The following is a 20,065-nucleotide window of genomic DNA, read 5'->3' as shown; positions in this document are numbered from 1 at the left end:
GTCCTGGCTCACTATCCGCCTCACGCGGTAGCAGCCCCAATCACCGACGATACGGCCCGCCCGAGTGCATCGAGCGCATCCGAAAGCTCCGCTTCCGAGGCGATGAACGGCGGCGCCAGGAGGACGTGATCGCCATGCTTGCCATCGCGCGTCCCCGGCATCGGGTAACAGATCAGTCCCTCCGCAAAAGCGGCCTTTTTCAGTTTCCCGGCGACCCCCAGCTTTGGATCGAAGGGTGTTTTGGTATCGCGGTCGGCGACGAATTCCAGCCCCCAGAACATGCCGCGTCCGCGGATATCCCCGACATGCGGATGCTGGGCAAACCGCGCACGGAGCTGTTCGCCAAGGTACATTCCCCGTTCACGCGCCTGCGCCACCAATCCCCGGTCGAGAAGCTCCCGCACCACCGCCAGACCCGCCGCTGCGGCGACCGGATGGCCGATATAAGTATGCCCGTGCTGGAAGAACCCCGTACCGCCCGCGATCGTGTCGTAAACACCGGACGAACACAGCATGGCCCCGATCGGCTGATACCCCGCGCCAAGCCCCTTGGCGATGCAGAGGATATCGGGGGCGATGCCCTCGGCCTCGCAGGCGAACAGATGACCGGTCCGCCCCATCCCGCACATAACCTCGTCGAGGATCAGGAGAACCCCGTACTTGTCGCAGATCTCGCGGATGCGCGTGAAATAACCGGGCGCGGGCGGCACTGCGCCCATGGTTGCGCCCACGACCGGCTCGGCCATGAACGCCATGACCGTATCCGGCCCCAGCCGCAGGATTTCTTTCTCCAATTCCTGCGCGGCCCGATACCCGTAGTCCTCCGGCGTTTCATCCTCTGCCCTCTCGACATATTCGTAACAGGGCGCAATGTGGCTCACCTCGATCAGAAGTGGCGCGAATTGCTGGCGCCGCCATTCGTTGCCGCCTGCCGCAAGCGCGCCAAGCGTATTGCCGTGGTAGCTTTGCCGCCGTGCGATCAGGTGGCGGCGCTGCGGCTCGCCCCGCTCGACGAAGTACTGGCGCGCGAGTTTGATCGCCGCTTCGGTCGCTTCGGACCCTCCCGAAACGAAATAAACCCGGTCAAGGTCACCCGGCGCATTCGCGATCAGTAGATCGGCAAGCTCTTCGGCGGGCCCCGAGGTGAAGAACCCGGTATGGGCGAAGGCAAGCTGGTCGACCTGATCCTTGATCGCCTGTTTGACCCGCTCGTTCGAATGACCAAGACAGGACACCGCAGCGCCCCCCGACCCATCGAAATAGCGCATTCCGCTTGAGTCGATCAGAAAGCACCCATCACCGCCGGTCGCGGTAGGAAAGGTGCCATGACAATGGCGGGGGAAAACGTGGCTCATACCGTGTTCCTTTCGGTCTGTTGGCCAAGAGATGTGATCAGTGCGGCGACGGATGCGGCATTCGACGCATGGGGCGTGCCGGTTGCATCCGTCAGGCTGTTTTCGAAACCGACCCTCAGATCGCCACCCAGTGCATTTGCTACGCGCAGGCATTCATGCTCGTGCGCACCGAAAGCGCACAGCATCCAGCGGTGCCCGGTCGGCAGTTGCGCGTAAAAGGGGGGCAGATCGGCCGGGCTGGACATCTGCCAGACGCTGTAGCGCCCAAGGACGAGAATGACGCTGGTCTGATCCGGTCGCACAATGCCCTTCGACGTCCAGTCGGTTAGCAGGCGGATATCCTCGGCATCGTAGAGGATATGCTGGATCTCCGTCCCGGCAGCCGCGCAGGTGCCGTAAACCCTGTCGGCAAGATCCGGCTCCCGCGAGACCTCGCGGATCGAAAGGCTGACCCATTCGGGCTGCAAGTCGGCGAGGGTGGCGAGCTGATCCCCGACCGAGAAGATCCCTGCCGATTCCGTCGTCACCTGAACGCGCATCGTTGGCACCGCTTGGGCCAGCTCCGCCAGCGTTTCGCGGTATCGGCCCGGATCGAGCGAATGAACGCCCTGATCGTCGCGGATATGCAGGTGCAGGGCCGCCGCGCCGGCGGCATGGCAAGCGCGGGCGGTCTCAACGATATCGGGAAGCGTAACCGGCAGTGCCGGATGGTCCGCCGGTGTCCGCCGCGCGCCCGTGGGTGCCACCATGATGAAAGCCGGTGCCATCACCCTACCCCTTCATTCTCAAGCCGTCCGGATCGAAAACCGGACCATTGACCACACGCGCAGCAAAGTTCTGCCCCGCGATGTCGATCAGGACCTTTGTTCCATCGGCAAGCGGGTCTCGGATATGCGCAAGCGCAACAGGCTTCCCCACCCGGTATCCGTACGCGCAGGAACTGGTCTGGCCTATTATAGCACCGCCCAAAGCGACGGGCTCGTGACCAAGCGCCACAGCATCACCATCGTCCAGAACCAGCGACACGATCCTGGGTTTCACCCCTCGCGCGCGGCGGTCCTCCAGCGCGTCCGAGCCGATGAAACCGCCCGACTTCCGCGTCGCGAAGTCAAGCCCGGCCTCGATCGGTGAGACATCGCTGTCGAGCTCATGACCCATCGCGCGAAAGCCCTTCTCGACCCGCATGGATGTCTGCGCGTAAAGGCCCGCCGGTGTTGCCCCTGCTGCCACCAAAGCCGCGTAGATGATCGCGGCGTTTTCCGCCTTGGAGGTGATCTCCCACCCCGCCTCGCCGACATAGGACATCCGGGCTGCGCGCACATGTTTGCCCGCGATATGGGCGGGGCCGACCTTAAAATACCCCAGATCGTTCAATTCAGGCGCGCCGCATTGCGAAACGATCCGCGCCGCCTCGGGGCCCATGAGCGACAGGACGGCGTAGTCTTCGGTGCTGTCGGCCAGGTCTACGTCGAAGCCCTCGGCATGGCGCCGGAACCAGGCGAGGTCGCGTTTGATGGAGGCTGCACCGGTGAACATGCGATAGTGGTCCGCCGCGATCCGCTGTGCGGTGATATCGGCCTCGAACGTACCACGGTCATTCAGAACGGCGGAATAGATCACCGATCCCGGCGCGCAGTTCATGTGCCCCGCGCAGGTCTTCATCAGGAAGGCCTCGGCATCCGGCCCCGTGATCTCGATCTTGCCGAAGGGCGAGGCGTCAAAGATCGCGGCGCCTTCATGCGCTGCCCGCACCTCGGCGGCGACGTTCTCAAACCAGTCTGGTCGCTCAAAGGTCAGGCGCGGCTCGGCCGTCTTATGGAAATAGAGCGGGCGCTCCCAGCCGAAGAATTGCCCGAAATGTGCCCCGGCACGTCGGTACTCGGCATCGAGCGGCAGTCTGCGCAGATCACGGGCAGTCTTCAGTTGTTTGCCCGGATAGGCGATGTCGTAGTGGGTTCCGAGGATCTCGGGCGCCCGCGCCATCAGATTCTCGACCGAGTTGAAGACCGGTGCGAAGCGTTTGGCATCGGCTTCGGTCAGGTCATAGGCAGTGCGACCATGCACGATGCAATGCGCGAGGTTCATGCCCGCGCCGCCGCCCGAGGCAAGCCCGACCGAATTCATGCCGCAGCCGAAGAAAAGTCCCCGTGTCTCAGCCGCCTCGCCCAGCATGAAGGTACCATCCGGCGTGAAGCTCTCCGGTCCGTTCAGAAGCATCTTCACCTCGGCCGTCTCCAGTGCCGGCAACCGGTGCAACGCGTTGACCATCATCGGTTCGAAATGGTCCCAATCCTCGGGCAACAGCCCGAACTGGAAGCTTTGATCGAGAACACCGGGGGCGATGGGTTTACCCATCGGCTCAAAGCAGCCGACGAGCAGGCCGCCGCTGTCATCGCGGATGTACAGGTGGCTGTCATGGTCCGACAGGGTCGGCATGTTGCCGGTGATGCCGTCGATGGGCTTTGTCAGCAGGTAGAAATGCTCGCAGGCCAGAAGCGGCCCCTCGGCCCCGGCCATCGCCGCCACCTCTCTCGACCAGAGCCCCGCGCAGATCGCTATGGCGTCGCACATGATCACGCCCCGGCTTGTCTCCACCCCGCGCACCCGGCCGCGTTCGGTCAGGATGCCGGTCACCCCGGTACCTTCAAAGATCGCCGCGCCGAGACCGCGGGCAGCCTTGACCAAAGCCGCGCAGACATCGGACGGGCTGACACGCCCGTCCTGCGGCGACCAGACCGCGCCGAGCACGTCATCGGCATTCATCAGCGGCCAGCGTTCCTTCGCCTCACCCGCACTGACCGGGCGCACCTCGATCCCGAAGGCACGGGCCAGCGCCTCCTGCCGCCTGATATGGGTCAGGCGATCAGGCGTCGTGGCGATCGACAGCGATCCCTTCTGGATCCAGCCGACGCTCTGGCCCGTCTCCTTTTCCAACTGGCTGTAGAGGTCGACCGAATACTGGATCATCCGCGTCAGGTTGCGCGAGTGGCGCAACGCGCGGACCTGTGCTGCGGAATGCCAGGTGGTGCCCGATGTCAGCTTGTTGCGTTCCAGCAGGATTGCATCACCCACCCCCATCTTGGCCAGATGGTAGAGCGTCGAACAGCCCATGATGCCGCCGCCGATCACGACGACCGAGGCGTGGGCTGGAAGAGGCTTGGACATGGTGCTTCCCGTCACATGGGCTGGCCGCAATCAATCGGCCACCCAAGCATTTGAGAAATCACATTGCTGGTCAATGTCAGCCAAAAATAACATATGATATTATCAATCGGTCAGGAAACGGGCACGAATCGAATGGACCCAACGCTAAGAACCAGAACGATTTCAAGGCTTAAGGAAGTCACACCGGCACTTTCGCCGCGCCTGAAAACAGTCGCGAAATACATTCTCGATAATCCGGCGGAGTTCGGATTGGACTCGATCCGCGAAACCGCCCGGAAATCGGGCGTCAGCACATTCACACTTGTCCGGATGGCGCATCAGATGGGGTTCGCAGGCTATGATGATATGCGCGAACCGTTCCGTCATGCGCTGGTATCGTCGACCGAGGATGTGGACGGTCGGGAATGGGTCGATGCCCTGCGGGAAAACGGCCCAACAGGCGTCACCCATGCCACCGCGACCCTGAACTCTCTGGCCGTGGTTCAAAGGTCGTTGCAGCGCCAGTCGACCGAGAAACTGGAACGGGTCGCGGAGCTGCTGCTGCAAGCTCGGACGGTCTATGTGACCGCGATGCGGGCCAGCTACGGGCTTGCATTCCATTTTCACTACATCGCAAAAATGGCTTTGAAATCCATACAATTAGCCCCAAGTCACGTCGGCAGCGCGATTGACGAACTGAGCGATGCGGGACCGGGGGATGTCGTGCTCGCGGTGACCTTCACGCCCTATTCGCGGGAAACGATCGAGGCGGCGATGTTCGCCAAGTCGCGCGGCGCGACCGTGGTGTTCGTCACCGATTCCGAAGTGGTCGCCCCGCATTTCAAACCCGATATCTCGCTTCTGGTTTCGACCAACAGCACACACCATTTCGCGTGCAATTCAGGGGCCATGGCGGTTCTGGAAATCCTGCTCGCGATGATCTTCCAAGGCGGCGACCAGACGACAGAAACGCGAATCAAGAAATACGAGGATTTGCGGGTCGACCATAACGCCTACTGGGTCGCGCAAAAAAAACATTAGTTTTCAGATGACAAGAGGCGATCAGGTACGCAACCCTCAGCCATATAACGTGTGACCAACCACGATCTTACTCAACTCGGAGGACCTCATGACATTGAACAAGCTATTGTTCGGTATGGCCGCTGCTGCCGCAGTTTCGTTTGCTGCGGGGGCTTCAGCCCAGGAACAGCGTTTCATCACGATCGGGACTGGCGGCGTCACCGGCGTCTACTATCCGACAGGGGGCGCCATCTGCCGTCTGGTCAACAAGGACCGCAAGGAACACGGCATCCGCTGCTCGGTCGAATCCACGGGTGGCTCCGTCTACAACGCCCGCACGATCCGGCAGGCAGAACTCGATTTCGGCGTGGTCCAGTCGGACGTCCAGTCGGCTTCGATCGCAGGCACCGGCGCCTTCGCGGAAGATGGTCCCTACCCGGAACTCCGCTCGCTCTTCTCAGTCCATCCCGAACCGCTGCACGTCATGGCGCGGGCTGATGCGGGGATCAACACGACGGCTGACTTCAAGGGCAAGAAGGTCAACATCGCCAACCCCGGCTCGGGGACGCGGGTGCTGGCGGAAACGCTTCTGCAATACGAAGGGATCAGCACATCAGACTTCGCACTCACGGCAGAGCTTAAGTCGTCGGAACAGTCAGCCGCACTTTGCGATGGCAATATCGACGCGACGATCTGGGCAGCGGGTCTGCCGAATGGTTCCAGCCAGGAAGCCACCTCGACCTGTGACGTGAAGATCATTCCGCTCACCGGCCCGGGCATCGACACTCTTCTGGCCGAAAACCCCGCCTATGCGAAGGCGACCATTCCGGGCGGCATGTATCCGGGCAACGCTGACGACATCCCCTCCTGGGGTCCGAAGGCAACCATCGTGACGTCGGCGAACGTGCCCGATGACGTGGTCTATGCCGTGGTCAAGGCGATATTCGAAAACTTCGATGATTTCAAGCAGTTGCACCCGGCCTTCGGAAGCTTGGTCGAGTCCGAGATGATCAAGGACGGTCTGACCGCGCCGCTGCATCCGGGCGCCGAGAAGTACTACAAGGAACGCGGCTGGATGTAAGCCCGCCATATGAACTTAAGAGGCCGCAATCCCGGTTATCGGGGTTGCGGCATATTGACGGTTCAGTACGCGGAGGGCGGACATGACTGACAAGGTGACAGGAACCAGCGAACTGGAAGACCTCGTCGCGCAGGCGGATTCCGGCGGTCGCAATCCCGATCAGCTTTATGCCCGACGCCTGCTCTGGTGGACGCCGCTGATCTGGTCGCTGTTCCAGCTCTGGATCGCCTCACCCCTGCCCTTCCTTCTGGGCGTCGGCCTTTGGAACGACACCCAGACCCGCGCCATTCACCTTGGCTTTGCGGTTCTGCTCGCCTTTCTTCTGTTCCCTGCCTTCAAATCCAGCCCGCGCAACCATATTCCGGTACTCACCTGGATCACGGCAATCGTCGCGGCGGCAGCAGCATCCTACCAGTGGTGGGACTATTCCGGTGTCGCGGCGCGCACCGGCATTCCCAACACCACCGACCTCATCATGGCCGGCATTGGCATCGTCCTGCTGATGGAGGCCGCGCGGCGGTCGCTCGGCTTCCCGCTGATGGGTGTGGCTTTGTTCTTCCTCGCGTACGTCTTCTTCGGATCGTGGGACGGCCTGCCCGAGGTCGTGCGCTGGAAAGGCGCGTCCTTTGAAAAGGCGATGAGCCACCTGATGCTGACGACCGAGGGCGTCTATGGCGTGGCGCTCGGCGTGTCGTCCGGCTTTGTCTTTCTTTTCGTTCTGTTCGGCGCGCTTTTGAACAAGGCGGGTGCCGGCAACTACTTCCTGCAACTCGCCTTTGCTGCACTTGGCCATTTGCGCGGCGGACCGGCAAAGGCCGCCGTCATCGCCTCGGCGGCGACGGGACTGATTTCCGGCTCCTCCATCGCCAACGTGGTAACGACCGGTACCTTCACCATCCCGCTGATGAAGAAGGTCGGTTTCCCGGCCACCAAGGCGGGCGCGGTCGAGGTTTCCTCCTCGGTCAACGGCGTGCTGACGCCGCCCGTCATGGGCGCGGTCGCTTTCCTCATGACCGAATATGTCGGCGTCTCCTATGTCGAGGTCGTCAAGACCGCCATCGTCCCGGCAGCGATTTCCTATATCGCGCTCATCTACATCGTCCATCTCGAGGCGCTGAAGATGAAGCTGCCCGGCACCAGCAAAATGCACCCGGTGAAGTTCATGCTAGGCGCAGTCTTTATGATCGCAATCTCGATCATCATCGCGGGTGGAACGCTCTGGCTTTGCGGTTTCATCGTCCGCGTCCTGAACACCGCGCTTGGCGATCCGTCGATCTGGGTCATCCTCGTACTGATCGCGGTGTCCTATGTGGCGGCGCTTGCCTATGCCGCCCGCCAGCCGGATCTGGAGATGAGCCTTGAATCGATGGAGCATCTGCCGCCGACCAAGGAAATCTTCAAGACCGGCATCCACTACATCATGCCGATCCTGCTTCTGATGTATCTTTTGATGATCGAGCGGAAATCGCCCGGCGCTTCGGCCTTCTGGTCGGCGATCTTCATGCTGATCATCTTGGCGACGCAGCACCCGATCAAGGCGTTCTTCCGCAAGACTGCCGACGTGATGGACGAGGCGAAACGGGGAGTCGTAGAGATCGCCGAAGGGCTCATCGACGGCGCGCGCAACATGGTCGGTCTTGCGGCCGCCATGGGTGTCGCGGGTATCATCGTTGGGGCCGTCACTCTGACCGGGATCGGTCAGGTCATGGCGGAATTCGTCGAATTCCTGTCCGGCGGCAACCTGATGGCGATGCTCTTCTTCGTCGCCCTCATCTCGATCATCCTCGGCATGGGCCTGCCGACGACGGCCAACTATATCGTCGTGTCGTCGCTCATGGCCGGTGTTGTGGTCGAGCTTGGCGCGCAATCGGGGCTGATCGTACCGCTGATCGCGGTGCATATGTTCGTCTTCTATTTCGGCATCATGGCCGATGTGACACCGCCCGTTGGCCTTGCGAGCTTCGCGGCCGCCGCGATTTCCGGGGCGGACCCACTGAAGACCGGTTTCCAGGCCTTCTTCTACTCGATTCGAACGGCGCTTCTGCCGTTCCTCTTCGTCTTCAACACCGACCTTCTGCTGATCAATGTCGGTCCAGCCCATGCTGTGGTGGTCTTCATCGTGGCGACAATTGCGATGCTGCTCTTCGCCGCAGCGACGATGAACTACTTCATCGTGCCCTCGAAACTGTGGGAAAGCGCGATCCTGCTGCTGGTGGCGCTCATGCTCTTCCGGCCCGGCTTCTTCATGGATCAGATCACCCCGAAATTCGAGGCACGCCCGGGCATCGAACTCTTTGAGCGGGCCGAACAAGCCGGAGATGGCACATCAATACGTGTCCGAATGATGGGGGAAGACCTTTATGGCGATCCGGTCGATGCCAGGTACCTCTTGCCCCTCGGGGCGGCAGGAGCCGACGGCCAGACCCGTCTGATGGATGCGGCCGGTATCGAGTTCCGCGAGGAAGACGGCAAGATCTTTGTCGACAACCTGAATTTCGGCGGGACGGCTGAACAGCTTGGCATCGACTTCGACTGGGAGGTTGCTGAACTTGAAGTCTCGGCGAACCGGATGCGCAAGGAGATCTTCTACATCCCGGCATTCATCCTCCTCGCCGGTGTCGCGTTCATGCAGCGTCGGCGAAAGCTTGCGCTGGAAGCCCAAGGAGTTGCGGTATGACCAATACAGTTCTGGTTGCGATCGACCTCTCTCATCCCGAGCATCATGCCGACATTCTGACACAGGCCCAGAAACTGGCCGGGGTGGACGGCGCGTCGCTGGCGGTGGTGACCGTCATTCCGGATTTCGGCATGAGCATCGTGGGCACCTATTTCAGCGAGGACGCTGAAAAGCGCGCGCTGAAGGAGGCGGCGACATCGCTTCATGCCGCGATAGCGGGATGCCTTGGCGCGCCGGAGGACAAGAACATCACCCATATCGTCCGGCACGGCACGGCCTATCAGGAAATTCTTGCCACCGCCGACGAGGTGGACGCCAGCCTCATCGTGATCGGCGCGCATCGCCCGGATTTCCGCGACTATTTCCTGGGGCCGAACGCCGCACGGGTGGTGCGCCACGCCAAGTGTTCGGTCTATGTGATCAGAAGCTGACGACGGCTTCGCCGGGATAGATCCAGTCCTGCTTTTCCGGCTCGCTAAACGGCGCGCCCAGCGCTGGTCAGGCTTTTGCGCCGGTGTCGCGACCGGGCGGGGCGACCGACCCCCTCATGCGGACATGGGCGGCCAGTTCCTCGCTCGGCACGGACCGGCCGTGATCGACCATCTCGACCAGCGCCCGCGCCGCCCGCCGCCCCATCTCCCGGTGGGGCACATGCACGGTGGTCAGCGCCGGATCGACGAGGCTTGCCAGTTCGATATCGTCGAACCCCGTGACCGACACATCGCGCGGCACGTCAAGGCTAAGCTCACGGGCCTTCTTCATGGCGCCGACAGCCAGAACGTCGTTTCCACACATGACCGCGGTCGGTGGGCTATCCGATGTCATCAGCGTCTCGAAGGCCTCCGCGCCGGTCTCGATCGCATAGGTGGTTTCGATCACGGTAACCGCATCCTCACCGAGCCCAGCCAGAGCAACCGCATCGCGAATCCCGGCCAGCCGCAGCCGCGCGCGGTCGTTGCCGCGCGTCATCGCCGAGATGACACCGATGCGGCGATGACCCATCCCGATGACAGTATCGGCGAGGGCCTGCATGGACCGGCGATTGTCGAAACCGACCGACGGCAGCGGCGCGCCCGGGTCGAAACTCCACGCGACCAGAACCGGGATGTTCTGCGCCTGAAGGTAGTCCAGGATGGCCGGATCGCGGTCATGGCCGATCAGCAACAGGCCATCGGCCCCGCGCGCTATGAGCGCACGGATCTGTTCCTCTTCAATGTCCGACCGGTAGGACGAACTTGCCACCAGAAGCGTAAAGCCGCTTTCCCGCAGCCCCTCCTGAAAGGCCTGCAGCCCCCGCGCAAAGACCGCGTTTTCCATGGTCGGAATAATCGCACCGATCGTATTGGTGCGCCGCGCCGCCATGACCCGGGCGCCGAAATTCGGCGTGTACCCAAGTTCTTGAACGGCTTTCATCACCCGCTCCCGCGTGCTGTCGATGACGCGTTCGGGCGTGTTCAGGCACCGGGACACCGTCGCCGTGGAAACGCCTGCCGCCTGCGCAACATCGTTCAATGTGGGGGCGGAACGCGGAAATGTCATAACTTGCCCGACAGATGCAACGATGGGTGCCGTTGTTTCATGCTCAAAAAGTAATCTGCCCGGGCAGTCAATGTAAAGGCTTGCATTCACGCAATGTAAGCGCTTACATTGTTAGCAGAATCATTCCGACAGGAGTCTCACAATGTTTCTCGTCGCCTCTCTCGTCATGTTCGTGGTCTTTACCGCCAACGTCACGCTGGGCGCAGCGACTGGAAATGCCTTCCTGAGCGATGTCGGGGAAATGCTGGTTCTGTTCGCCGCGTCGGTGCTGTTCGTCGCGGCCATTCTGAAACGGGAAGCCGCACAGAAAGCCAAAACCGGCGGCTGACAGTCCAACGGGAGGACGAGATTTGGATAAAGACCGCAAGGAAGTGGAATCGGCCGAACGCCGCAATTTCCTGAAACTCACGGCAAGCGGAGGCTTTACCGCCGCTGTGGTCGCCGGGGCCGGGGGGACGCTCTGGTCATCCGAGGCCGTGGCCCAGACAGCCAATGAAGAGAAAGAGCGCGAGGCGGCGGCCGAGCACATCATGACTCTGGCGACGGCTTATGTTCTGACGGCAGACCGCAGCTATCCGATCATGCAGCTCGATCTCAAGGAGAACATCCAGAACGCCACCGACGGCAAGGTCTATGTTAAACTCGCGCCGGGTGGCCAGCTGGGTGCCGGTGGTGCGCTGGCTCAGGGCGTGCAAACCGGCACGATCCAGTGCGCGCAGCATTCGCTGTCGAACTTCGCGCCGTTTGCCAGCGTGGTCGACCTGATCAATCTGCCCTACTTCTGCGGGTCAAACCAACGCTTCGAGAACCTCATTTCTTCCGAGGCCTGGAAGGCCGAAGTCAATCCGAAGGTCGAGGCTTCGGGCTTCAAGGCTCTGTTCTATGTCAACATCGATCCGCGCGTCGTCGCGATGCGGAAAGGCGGGGCCGGACCGGTCCTGTCGCCATCCGACCTGTCGGGCGTCAAGTTCCGGGTGCCGGGGTCCGAAATGCTTCAGCAGTACTACCGGATGGTCGGTGCCAACCCGACACCGGTCGCCTGGGGTGAAACACCGTCGGCGATCAAGCAGGGTGTCGCCGATGCGCTCGACCCGGCCGTGGGCGCACTCTACGTCTTCGGCTTCAAGGACATCCTGAGCCACGTCACCTTCACCCAGGCGGTGCCGGACAGCCAGATCTATTCGATGAATCTTGAATGGTTCAACGGCCTGCCGGGCGACGTACAGGAAGGCATCATGTTCGCGGGCTCGATCACCCGCCAACAGAACCTCGCCAAAGTGCCCGCAGCGCGCAACTACGCGATGTCGGAACTCCGCAAGGCCGGCGTGGAATTCCATACACTCTCGGCAGATCAGCTTGCCGAATGGCAGGAGGCTGGCGGCTACCAGCGTCCCGAATGGGACAAGTTCAAGACCGATCTGGCCGGGTCGATGGATATTTTCGCCAAGCTCGAAGAGGCGGCGAACACCCAGGGACGGTTCTACGTCCACGACGCCTGACCACCAACATGATGCCGGACCGGCGCCATAGGCGCCGGTCCGGTCCGGGCCAATATCCAACAGACAGCGACCGGGACAAAGCGCCAGCGCGCCTGAGGCCGCTGGCGAGGGGAGGAGTACATGCCGCGCATTCTTGATGCCCTCAACCGCAATGCGGAGCGATGGGCGCTGCTTGTCTTCTACGTGATGCTTGTGATCACGATGTTCATCGAGGTGCTCCGGCGCGAGATCCTGTCCTATTCCTCGATCTGGGGCGAGGAAATCGTGCGCTATTCCTTCATCTACCTCGCCTGGATCGGCGCGGCCTCGGCGGTGCGAGAGCGCGGCCATATCCGGATCGACGTGATCCTTCAATATGTCGGGCGGAGGGTGAAGGCGCTGCTCTACATCTTCGGTGACATCGTGATGTTCGCTGTCGCGTTGGTTGCGCTTTACTGGTCATTCGAGACGGTCATCGTTTCCGCGAAATTCGGATCGGTGACGCACGGGCTTCGCATCAGCCAGGTCTGGTTCCTGTCGGCGGTGCCGATCGGTTTCGCACTGGTCTGCTTCCGCCTCGTCCAGTCGTTCCTTCGCGACCTATCAGACCTTCGTCACGGACGTTCCGTGTACGAGGGCGACAAACTGTTCGATTGAGGGCCAGCCGATGCTTTGGAACCAAATTCAGGAACAGACCATCGAGCTTGGATGGGACTTTTACGGTCCAGTCCTTCTCTTCATCCTGCTTGTGGCGCTCGCCGTGCCTGTCTGGGCGGCGATCGGCGCGTCGGCCATCCTCATGCTGCTCATTTCGGGCGCGCTGCCTCTGTCGCTCGTCGGCGAGAGCCTTTTTCACGGGATCGACCACTTCGCACTGACAGCGGTGCCCCTCTTCATCCTGACAGGCGACGTTCTGGTCCGGACAGGCCTCAGCCGCAAGTTCCTTGATGTCGCCGAGGCGCTGACGCAATTCGCCAAGGGTGGGTTCGGTTCGGCGACGGTGCTCGTCTGCGGAATGTTCGCAGCAATTTCCGGCTCAGACGCGGCCGGTGCCGCTGCGGTCGGACGGATGACCATCGACCGGCTGGTGGAATCCGGATACCCGAGGCCCTATGCCTGCGCGCTCGTCGCTGCAGGTGCCTGCACAGGCATCCTCATCCCGCCGTCGATTGCCTACATCATTATCGGTCTAGTTCTGGGCATCTCGGCATCGACACTATTCCTCGCTGCCGTGATCCCCGGCATTGCGATCCTCGTCTCGATCCTCGCGACGAATATCATCATGAACCGGCTCTACGGCTGGGAAGGCGGCGGCAACATGGCCTTCTCGGAATGGGCCAGCCAGCTCGGAACCTCGCTCAAGTCGGGCTGGTACGCGTTCATCGTTCCCGGGATCATCTTTTACGGCATCTTCTCGGGCCGTCTGACACCCACTGAAGCCGGCGCGACCGCGGTCGTCGTCACCATCATCATGGGGTTCATCCTCGGCACGCTGAAGCTCTCGGACTTTCCCGCAATGCTCGTGAGCTCCGCCAAGGTGAACGGCGTCATACTGCCGATCATCGCGTTCTCGCTGCCGCTCGCGCAGGCGCTGGCAATCCTGGGCGTGCCGCAGGGCTTCGTCTCTGCCGCCACTTCGGTAAGCGATGAACCCTGGGTACTGATCCTGATGATGGTCGGGATTCTCATCGCGGCGGGCTGCGTGATGGAGACAACTCCGAACATCGTGATCCTTGCCCCGATCCTGAAGCCCTTGGCCGACAACATCGGCATGAACGAGATTCAGTTCTGCATCATGATGATCACAGCGCTGGGCGTCGGCTTCATCACGCCGCCCCTTGGCCTCAACCTCTTCGTTGTCTCTGGCCTCACCGGCGAGTCGATCCTCAAGATCGCGTGGCGCGCGGTGCCCTTCGTCATCTTCATGCTGATCGTCACGCTTATGATCGCCTACCTGCCGGTGATTTCAACGACGCTTCTGCCCGATATCTACAAGTAGGATTCTTCGCATGCCCCGTGAATATCTCAAGAAAGCCAGCCTGACCTCCAAGTCGGACGCCTCGGAAACCAAGAAGATCGTGCGTGCGATCCTCGACGACATCGAGGCGGGCGGTGATGCAAAAGCGATGGAATATGCCGCGAAATTCGACAAGTACGACGGGACGATCATCCTGACACCGGAAGAGATCGAGGCCGCCTGCGCGCTGGTACCGGAAAAGCTCAAGCGCGACATCCAGTTCAGCCACGACAACGTGCGCCGCTTTGCCGAGCAGCAGAAATCAACCGTCGCCAATATCGAATACGAGGTCGTGCCCGGCCTGATCGTCGGACAGAAGACGATCCCGGTCGATGCGGCGGGGTGCTATGTGCCCGGCGGGCGTTACAGCCATATCGCCAGCGCCATCATGACGGTGACCACCGCCAAGGTCGCGGGCTGCCAACATATTACCGCCTGTTCGCCGCCGCGTCCCGGCGTCGGCATCGCCCCCGCCATCGTCTATGCCGCCCATCTTTGCGGGGCGGACAAGATCATGGCGATGGGCGGAGTGCAGGGCGTTGCGGCGATGACCTTCGGCCTCTTCGGCCTGCCCAGGGCCAAGATCCTCGTCGGTCCCGGCAACCAGTTCGTGGCCGAGGCCAAGCGCATGCTCTTCGGACGCGTCGGCATCGACATGATCGCGGGCCCGACCGACAGCCTGATCCTCGCCGACAAGACGGCGGATGCCCATATCGTGGCGACCGACCTCGTCAGCCAGGCCGAGCATGGCTACAACTCGCCGGTCTGGCTCGTCACCGATGACCGCGCGTTGGCGGAAAAGGTGATGGAACTGGTCCCGACCTATATCGACGACCTGCCGGATGTTAATCGCGAAAACGCGACCGCCGCCTGGCGTGACTATGCCGAGGTGATCCTGTGCGCCGACCGCGAGGAAATGGCCGCCACCTCGGACGACTATGCGCCTGAGCATCTGACGGTGCAGGCCGAAGATCTCGATTGGTGGCTGGCGCGGTTGAGCTGCTATGGGTCGCTCTTCCTCGGTGAAGAAACGACCGTCTCCTACGGTGACAAGGCGGCAGGGACCAACCATGTGCTGCCGACCTCGGGCGCCGCCTCCTATACCGGCGGGCTCAGCGTCCACAAATACATGAAGATCGTCACATGGCAGCGGGCAACCCGCGAAGGCTCGAAACCCGTGGCCGAGGCAACCGCCCGCATCGCGCGGCTGGAGGGGATGGAGGGTCACGCCCGCGCCGCAGATGTGCGTCTGGCGAAGTATTTCCCCGATGAAGAATTCGACCTGACCGCCAATGGCTGAGCCTCATTCTTCCTCGCTGTTCGATCTCAGGGGCAAGGTCGCCTGTGTCACCGGGGCCAGTTCGGGCCTTGGTCGCCGCGCGGCCCTCGTCCTCGGGGCGGCGGGTGCAAGGGTGGTGGGCGTCGCCCGACGCGCCGACGCGCTGGCGGACTGGCAGGCCGAGGCAGCGGGCGAAACCGCCGCCGTACAGGCGGACCTCTCCGACCGCTCGGCGCTGGCCGGGATCGCGGGTGACGTGGCTGGACCGTTCGGCCCGCCCGATATCGTCGTCCATGCGGCCGGAATCAACACAAGGCAGACCGCAGACGACGTGACACCCGAAGGCTGGGACGTGACGCTGAACCTCAATCTTGCGGCACCGTTCTTCCTAAGTCAGGCGCTGGTGCCCGCGATGAAGCAGAAAGGCTGGGGGCGCATCGTCACCTTCGCCTCGCTGCAGACGACGCGCGCCTTTGCTGGCGGTTTGGCCTACGGTGCCTCCAAGGGCGGGATCGCCCAACTGACCCGTGCCATGGCCGAGGCCTGGTCACGCCATGGCATCACCGCCAACGCCATTGGCCCGGGCTTTTTCCGCACCGAACTGACCGCCCCGGTCTTCGCCGATCCCGAACGTACCGCGCGCAACGCCGCTCAGACCTGCATCGGCCGGAATGGCGAGCCGGAGGATATCGACGGCCCGCTTTTGTTCCTAAGTTCGGAAGCCTCGGCCTATGTAACCGGGCAGGTCCTCATGGTCGACGGAGGGTTCACCGCGAAATGAAAGCGCTCGTCTACGAAGCCCCCGAGACACTCGCCTACCGCGACATGCCCGACCCCACGCCCGGCCCGGACGAAGAACTGATCCGGATCGAGGCGGTCGGCATCTGCGGCTCGGACATGCATGCCTATCTTGGCCATGACGAACGGCGGCCCGCGCCCCTGATCCTCGGCCACGAAGCATCCGGCGTGATCACCGGCGGGCCGCGCGATGGCGAGCGTGTGACGATCAATCCGCTCGTGACCTGCGGCACCTGCCCGGCCTGTCAGGCGGGGCGCGATAACCTCTGCGCCAGCCGTCAGATCATCTCGATGCCGCCGCGCGAAGGCGCCTTCGCCGAGTGGGTAGCGATGCCTGCCCGCAATCTCGTCACGGTTCCGGACGACGTGTCCTTCGCCAAGGCCGCTTTGGCCGAACCGATCGGCTGTGGCTGGCATGCCGTGCGACTCGGTCGCGCCGCTTTGGGTGATGCGGCGACATCGGCACGGGCCCTTGTGCTTGGCGGCGGCGCGATAGGTCTTGGCGGCGCGCTCAGCCTTTCCGCGCAGGGCATCACGGATGTCACGGTGGTCGAACCCAACCCGACCCGCCGGACCTATCTGCGCGAGCGCTGCGGCCAGAATGCCATCGCTCCGGATCAGCTTGGCGCGGGCGATCTGTTCGACATCGTCCTTGACGGTGTGGGCTTCGCCGCGACACGCGCAACCGCGTCCAGACATACCCGACCCGGTGGCGTGATCCTCCATATCGGACTGGGCGAGAATACCGGCGGGCTGGATATCCGGCGCATGACTTTGCAGGAGATCACTTTCATCGGCACCTATACCTATACCGCTGAAGATTTCCGTCAGACCGCGGCCGCGATCTTCGACGGCCGCCTGGGGCCGCTCGACTGGCTCGACCAAAGGCCACTCAGCGACGGCGCAGCGAGTTTCGGCGAGATCCGGTCAGGCAAGTCGCCCGCACCGAAAATCATACTGACACCCGGTGCCTGACGGCACCGTTGTCCCAAGACACAAGGAGAGGCCTTTGTATAAAAAGATCCTGATCCCGATGGCGCTCGATCACGGCATCGGCATTTCCGCGATCGGCGTCGCCCGACAGCTTCTTGACGAGGGTGGAGAGATGGTTGCGCTTCATGTGTACGAAGCACCCCAGGGTTCCGTCCGGACCTATCTCGATGACGAGACGGTCAACTCGGCCTTCAAGGCCGCCCGCGCCCGGCTGGAACAGCGGGTCGCCGACCAAAAGGATGTGACCCCCGTCATTCTTGCCGGCCATACGGGACGCACGATCGCCGACTATGCGGATGAAATCGGCGCCGACTGTATCGTGATCGGATCGCACAAACCCGGTCTGAAGGACTATTTTCTGGGATCGACGGCGGCGCGGGTCGTCCGCCACGCGTCCTGTTCCGTTCATGTCTTGCGCTGAAGCCCGCCACGCGGCCAACTCGTAGCGCGTCGCGTTGCGCCACCATCAATCAGGAGACCGAAACCCGTGTCCATCGACTCCCGCATCGTAAACGACCTTGTCGCGAACGGCATATCGTTCGTGACAACGGTCCCGTGCAAACAGCTTGCCGACGTGATCGACGAGGTCGACCGGCGGCCCGAGATCATGCATGTGCCCTCGAACAAGGAAGACGAGGGCATGGGCCTCTGCGCAGGTGCCTTCATGGGCGGCAAACGGCCCGCGATCATCATGCAGAACACCGCCATCGGCGTGACGATCAACACTCTGGCGACGCTGACCCAGTTCTACCGGATGCCGCTGCCGATGCTGATTTCCTACCGTGGCGAACTGCGCGAGCCGGTCGCCTGTCAGGTGGAAATGGCGGTCCATACCAAGGCGCTTCTGGCACAGCTCAACATCCCGACCTACCACTTCCACTGGCAGAAGGATGTCGAGGAACTCGACAACATCCTGAAATACACCTTCATGTGCTCGAAACCGGTTGCGATCCTGACCGATGCCAATTTCTGGGGAGGCTATGGCGACCAATGATCCGTTCTGAAATCCTGCGCGAAATCGCCCCCGTCATCCGCGACCACCTCGTCGTCTGCAATATCGGCATCCCGAGCCAGGAACTGCACGCCATCGACGATCAGCCGACGAATTTCTATATGCTCGGCACGATGGGGCTCGCCTCATCGATCGGCCTTGGCCTTGCGCTGGCGCAGCCGAAGAAGGTCATCGCCATCGACGGCGACGGCTCGGTCCTGACCAATCTCGGAACTTTGCCGACCATCGCCAACAATTCGGCCAACAACTACATCCTGCTGATCATCGACAACGGGTCCTACGGTTCGACCGGCGACCAGCCGACCTATGCTGGCAAGAAAACATCGCTGACGGCTGTGGCCAAAGCCTGCGGTTGCGACAACGTCATCGAATGCCGGGCGGAGGACACCAAGAAGGTTCTGGAAGAGGCGCTGGCAGGCGACCGCATGACCGTGATCGTCAGCAAATGCGAAAGCGGCAATGCCAAGATGCCGGTGATCACGCTGGATCCGGTCGTCATCCGGCACCGCTTCATGGAGGCGGTGAAGGCCTGAACCATGTCTGCCGCCCGGCACATCCACTCCAGCGGCGATGCCCGCCGCCTCGCGCGGCGTCGCCTGCCATGGATGGTCTTTGACTATATCGACGGCGCGGCGGGGAACGAGACCGGCGCGGCGCGGCAACGGGCGGCGCTCGACGCGATTTGCCTGCGCCCGCGCATCCTCTGCGATGTCAGTGAACGGTCGCTGGCATCGACACTTTTCGGCAGGAAAACCGGTCGCCCCTTCGGCATCGCGCCAATGGGCATGTGCAATCTTTCAGGCCCCGGCGCCGACCTGATGCTGGCCCGGCTCGCGGCGCGTGACGCGGTGCCGCTCGGCGTCTCGACTGTCGCCTCGACCCCGATGGAACGGCTGATCGAGGTGGCCGAAGGGAACGCATGGTTCCAGCTCTATTTCAGCGGCGACGGATCTGGAACCTTCCGGCTGGTCGAACGCGCGCAGGCGGCGGGATATAAAACATTGGTTTTGACGGTCGATGTGCCCGAGGTCGGCCGCCGCCCGCGCGAGTTGCGCCACGGCTTCACCATGCCCTTCAGGATCGGACCGCGCCAGTTCGTCGACTTCGCACTGCACCCGCGCTGGTCGCTAAGCACCCTTTTCGCCGGACGCCCGCAGATGGCGAATTTCGAGATGGAGGGTTTTACCTTCGATCGCACTGAAAGCCGGGCAAAGGCTGACTGGTCCACACTGAAACGGTTGCGCGACCTCTGGCCGGGCCGGCTGGTCGTGAAAGGCGTGCTCGATCCTGAGGACGCGATGCAGCTGAAATCGGCGGGGGCCGATGCGATCCAGGTCTCCAGCCACGGCGCGCGGCAACTGGAAAGCGCACCCGCGCCAATCCACGCATTGACCGAAATCCGGGCCGCGCTCGGCGCGTCATTCCCGCTCTATTACGACAGCGGTATCCGGTCGGGGGAAGATGTGCTGAAAGCCTACGCCTCGGGCGCAAATTTCGTCTTTCTCGGGCGCATCCTGCAATTCGCCATCGCCGCCGCAGGCGAGGAAGGCCTGCATCGCCTTTGGGATGTAATCAGCGACGAACTCAGCATCGCGATGGCGCAGACCGGCATTACCGGTCTGTCGGCTTCGGAACTGGCCGGAGCGACCACGTCCGGCACGCAAAGCTGACG

The 20,065-nt window shown here is 62.5% G+C and carries 19 protein-coding genes; 15 read left to right on the top strand and 4 right to left on the bottom strand.

Annotation, left to right across the window (positions count from 1 at the left end; translation table 11 throughout):
- Window positions 1-20 precede the first annotated feature (20 nt).
- Genes QKW60_RS09280 through QKW60_RS09270 form a run of 3 tightly spaced genes read right to left on the bottom strand, consistent with a single transcriptional unit; the run spans window position 21 to window position 4,520 of the window.
- A complete protein-coding gene (locus QKW60_RS09280) occupies window positions 21-1,355 on the bottom strand; it encodes an aspartate aminotransferase family protein (RefSeq protein ID WP_282368220.1) in 1,335 nt (444 codons plus the stop codon).
- On the bottom strand, window positions 1,352-2,122 hold the full coding sequence (locus QKW60_RS09275; protein WP_282368219.1) for a beta-keto acid cleavage family enzyme: 771 nt from the start codon (window positions 2,120-2,122) through the stop codon (window positions 1,352-1,354). The genes QKW60_RS09280 and QKW60_RS09275 overlap by 4 nt, the downstream gene beginning before the upstream one ends.
- A 4-nt stretch (window positions 2,123-2,126) precedes the next feature.
- Entirely contained in the window at window positions 2,127-4,520 is a 2,394-nt protein-coding gene (locus QKW60_RS09270; RefSeq protein WP_282368218.1) for a GcvT family protein, read from the bottom strand.
- A 93-nt stretch (window positions 4,521-4,613) separates the two neighbouring features.
- Between QKW60_RS09270 and QKW60_RS09265 the strand changes: the two genes are divergently transcribed.
- The 4 genes from QKW60_RS09265 (at window position 4,614) to QKW60_RS09250 (ending at window position 9,708) form a co-directional block, all read left to right on the top strand.
- On the top strand, window positions 4,614-5,540 hold the full coding sequence (locus QKW60_RS09265) for a MurR/RpiR family transcriptional regulator (RefSeq protein WP_336619159.1): 927 nt from the start codon (window positions 4,614-4,616) through the stop codon (window positions 5,538-5,540).
- 88 nt (window positions 5,541-5,628) lie between these two features.
- Window positions 5,629-6,600, top strand: a complete 972-nt coding sequence (locus tag QKW60_RS09260) for a TAXI family TRAP transporter solute-binding subunit (RefSeq protein WP_282368214.1) — start codon at window positions 5,629-5,631, stop codon at window positions 6,598-6,600.
- A gap of 82 nt (window positions 6,601-6,682) precedes the next feature.
- Entirely contained in the window at window positions 6,683-9,277 is a 2,595-nt protein-coding gene (locus QKW60_RS09255) for a TRAP transporter permease (RefSeq protein ID WP_282368212.1), read from the top strand.
- A complete protein-coding gene (locus QKW60_RS09250; protein ID WP_282368211.1) occupies window positions 9,274-9,708 on the top strand; it encodes a universal stress protein in 435 nt (144 codons plus the stop codon). The genes QKW60_RS09255 and QKW60_RS09250 overlap by 4 nt, the downstream gene beginning before the upstream one ends.
- Before the next feature lie 67 nt (window positions 9,709-9,775).
- Here QKW60_RS09250 and QKW60_RS09245 read toward each other — a convergent pair whose 3' ends face one another.
- Entirely contained in the window at window positions 9,776-10,816 is a 1,041-nt protein-coding gene (locus QKW60_RS09245) for a LacI family DNA-binding transcriptional regulator (RefSeq protein ID WP_282368210.1), read from the bottom strand.
- A 142-nt stretch (window positions 10,817-10,958) separates the two neighbouring features.
- Here QKW60_RS09245 and QKW60_RS09240 point away from each other — a divergent pair, with 142 nt between their 5' ends.
- The 11 genes from QKW60_RS09240 (at window position 10,959) to QKW60_RS09190 (ending at window position 20,063) form a co-directional block, all read left to right on the top strand.
- Complete coding sequence (locus QKW60_RS09240; protein WP_282368209.1) at window positions 10,959-11,144, top strand: hypothetical protein; 186 nt, start codon at window positions 10,959-10,961, stop codon at window positions 11,142-11,144.
- A 22-nt stretch (window positions 11,145-11,166) separates the two neighbouring features.
- On the top strand, window positions 11,167-12,315 hold the full coding sequence (locus QKW60_RS09235) for a TRAP transporter substrate-binding protein (protein ID WP_282368208.1): 1,149 nt from the start codon (window positions 11,167-11,169) through the stop codon (window positions 12,313-12,315).
- 120 nt (window positions 12,316-12,435) lie between these two features.
- Window positions 12,436-12,951, top strand: coding sequence for a TRAP transporter small permease (locus QKW60_RS09230; RefSeq protein ID WP_263741586.1), 516 nt, complete (start codon window positions 12,436-12,438; stop codon window positions 12,949-12,951).
- Window positions 12,952-12,961: 10 nt separating this feature from the next.
- A complete protein-coding gene (locus QKW60_RS09225; RefSeq protein ID WP_282368207.1) occupies window positions 12,962-14,293 on the top strand; it encodes a TRAP transporter large permease in 1,332 nt (443 codons plus the stop codon).
- A gap of 10 nt (window positions 14,294-14,303) precedes the next feature.
- Window positions 14,304-15,611, top strand: coding sequence for a histidinol dehydrogenase (hisD, locus tag QKW60_RS09220; protein WP_282368206.1), 1,308 nt, complete (start codon window positions 14,304-14,306; stop codon window positions 15,609-15,611).
- Window positions 15,604-16,371: an SDR family NAD(P)-dependent oxidoreductase gene (locus QKW60_RS09215; RefSeq protein ID WP_282368205.1), complete on the top strand. Its 768-nt coding sequence runs from the start codon at window positions 15,604-15,606 to the stop codon at window positions 16,369-16,371. Before hisD ends, QKW60_RS09215 begins: the two co-directional genes overlap by 8 nt.
- A complete protein-coding gene (locus QKW60_RS09210; protein WP_282368203.1) occupies window positions 16,368-17,363 on the top strand; it encodes a zinc-dependent alcohol dehydrogenase in 996 nt (331 codons plus the stop codon). The genes QKW60_RS09215 and QKW60_RS09210 overlap by 4 nt, the downstream gene beginning before the upstream one ends.
- 34 nt (window positions 17,364-17,397) lie before the next feature.
- Entirely contained in the window at window positions 17,398-17,802 is a 405-nt protein-coding gene (locus tag QKW60_RS09205) for a universal stress protein (RefSeq protein ID WP_263741581.1), read from the top strand.
- A gap of 66 nt (window positions 17,803-17,868) precedes the next feature.
- A complete protein-coding gene (comD, locus tag QKW60_RS09200) occupies window positions 17,869-18,375 on the top strand; it encodes a sulfopyruvate decarboxylase subunit alpha (RefSeq protein WP_282368199.1) in 507 nt (168 codons plus the stop codon).
- Entirely contained in the window at window positions 18,372-18,926 is a 555-nt protein-coding gene (comE, locus tag QKW60_RS09195; protein WP_282368198.1) for a sulfopyruvate decarboxylase subunit beta, read from the top strand. The genes comD and comE overlap by 4 nt, the downstream gene beginning before the upstream one ends.
- 3 nt (window positions 18,927-18,929) lie before the next feature.
- Window positions 18,930-20,063, top strand: a complete 1,134-nt coding sequence (locus QKW60_RS09190) for an alpha-hydroxy acid oxidase (RefSeq protein ID WP_282368197.1) — start codon at window positions 18,930-18,932, stop codon at window positions 20,061-20,063.
- The last annotated feature ends 2 nt before the right edge of the window (window positions 20,064-20,065 follow it).

This window comes from Albidovulum aestuarii (genome assembly GCF_029961185.1).
GTDB lineage: Bacteria > Pseudomonadota > Alphaproteobacteria > Rhodobacterales > Rhodobacteraceae > Albidovulum > Albidovulum aestuarii.
Note: the sequence above shows the minus strand (reverse complement) of the source record. Positions and strands in the feature narration are given on the sequence as shown.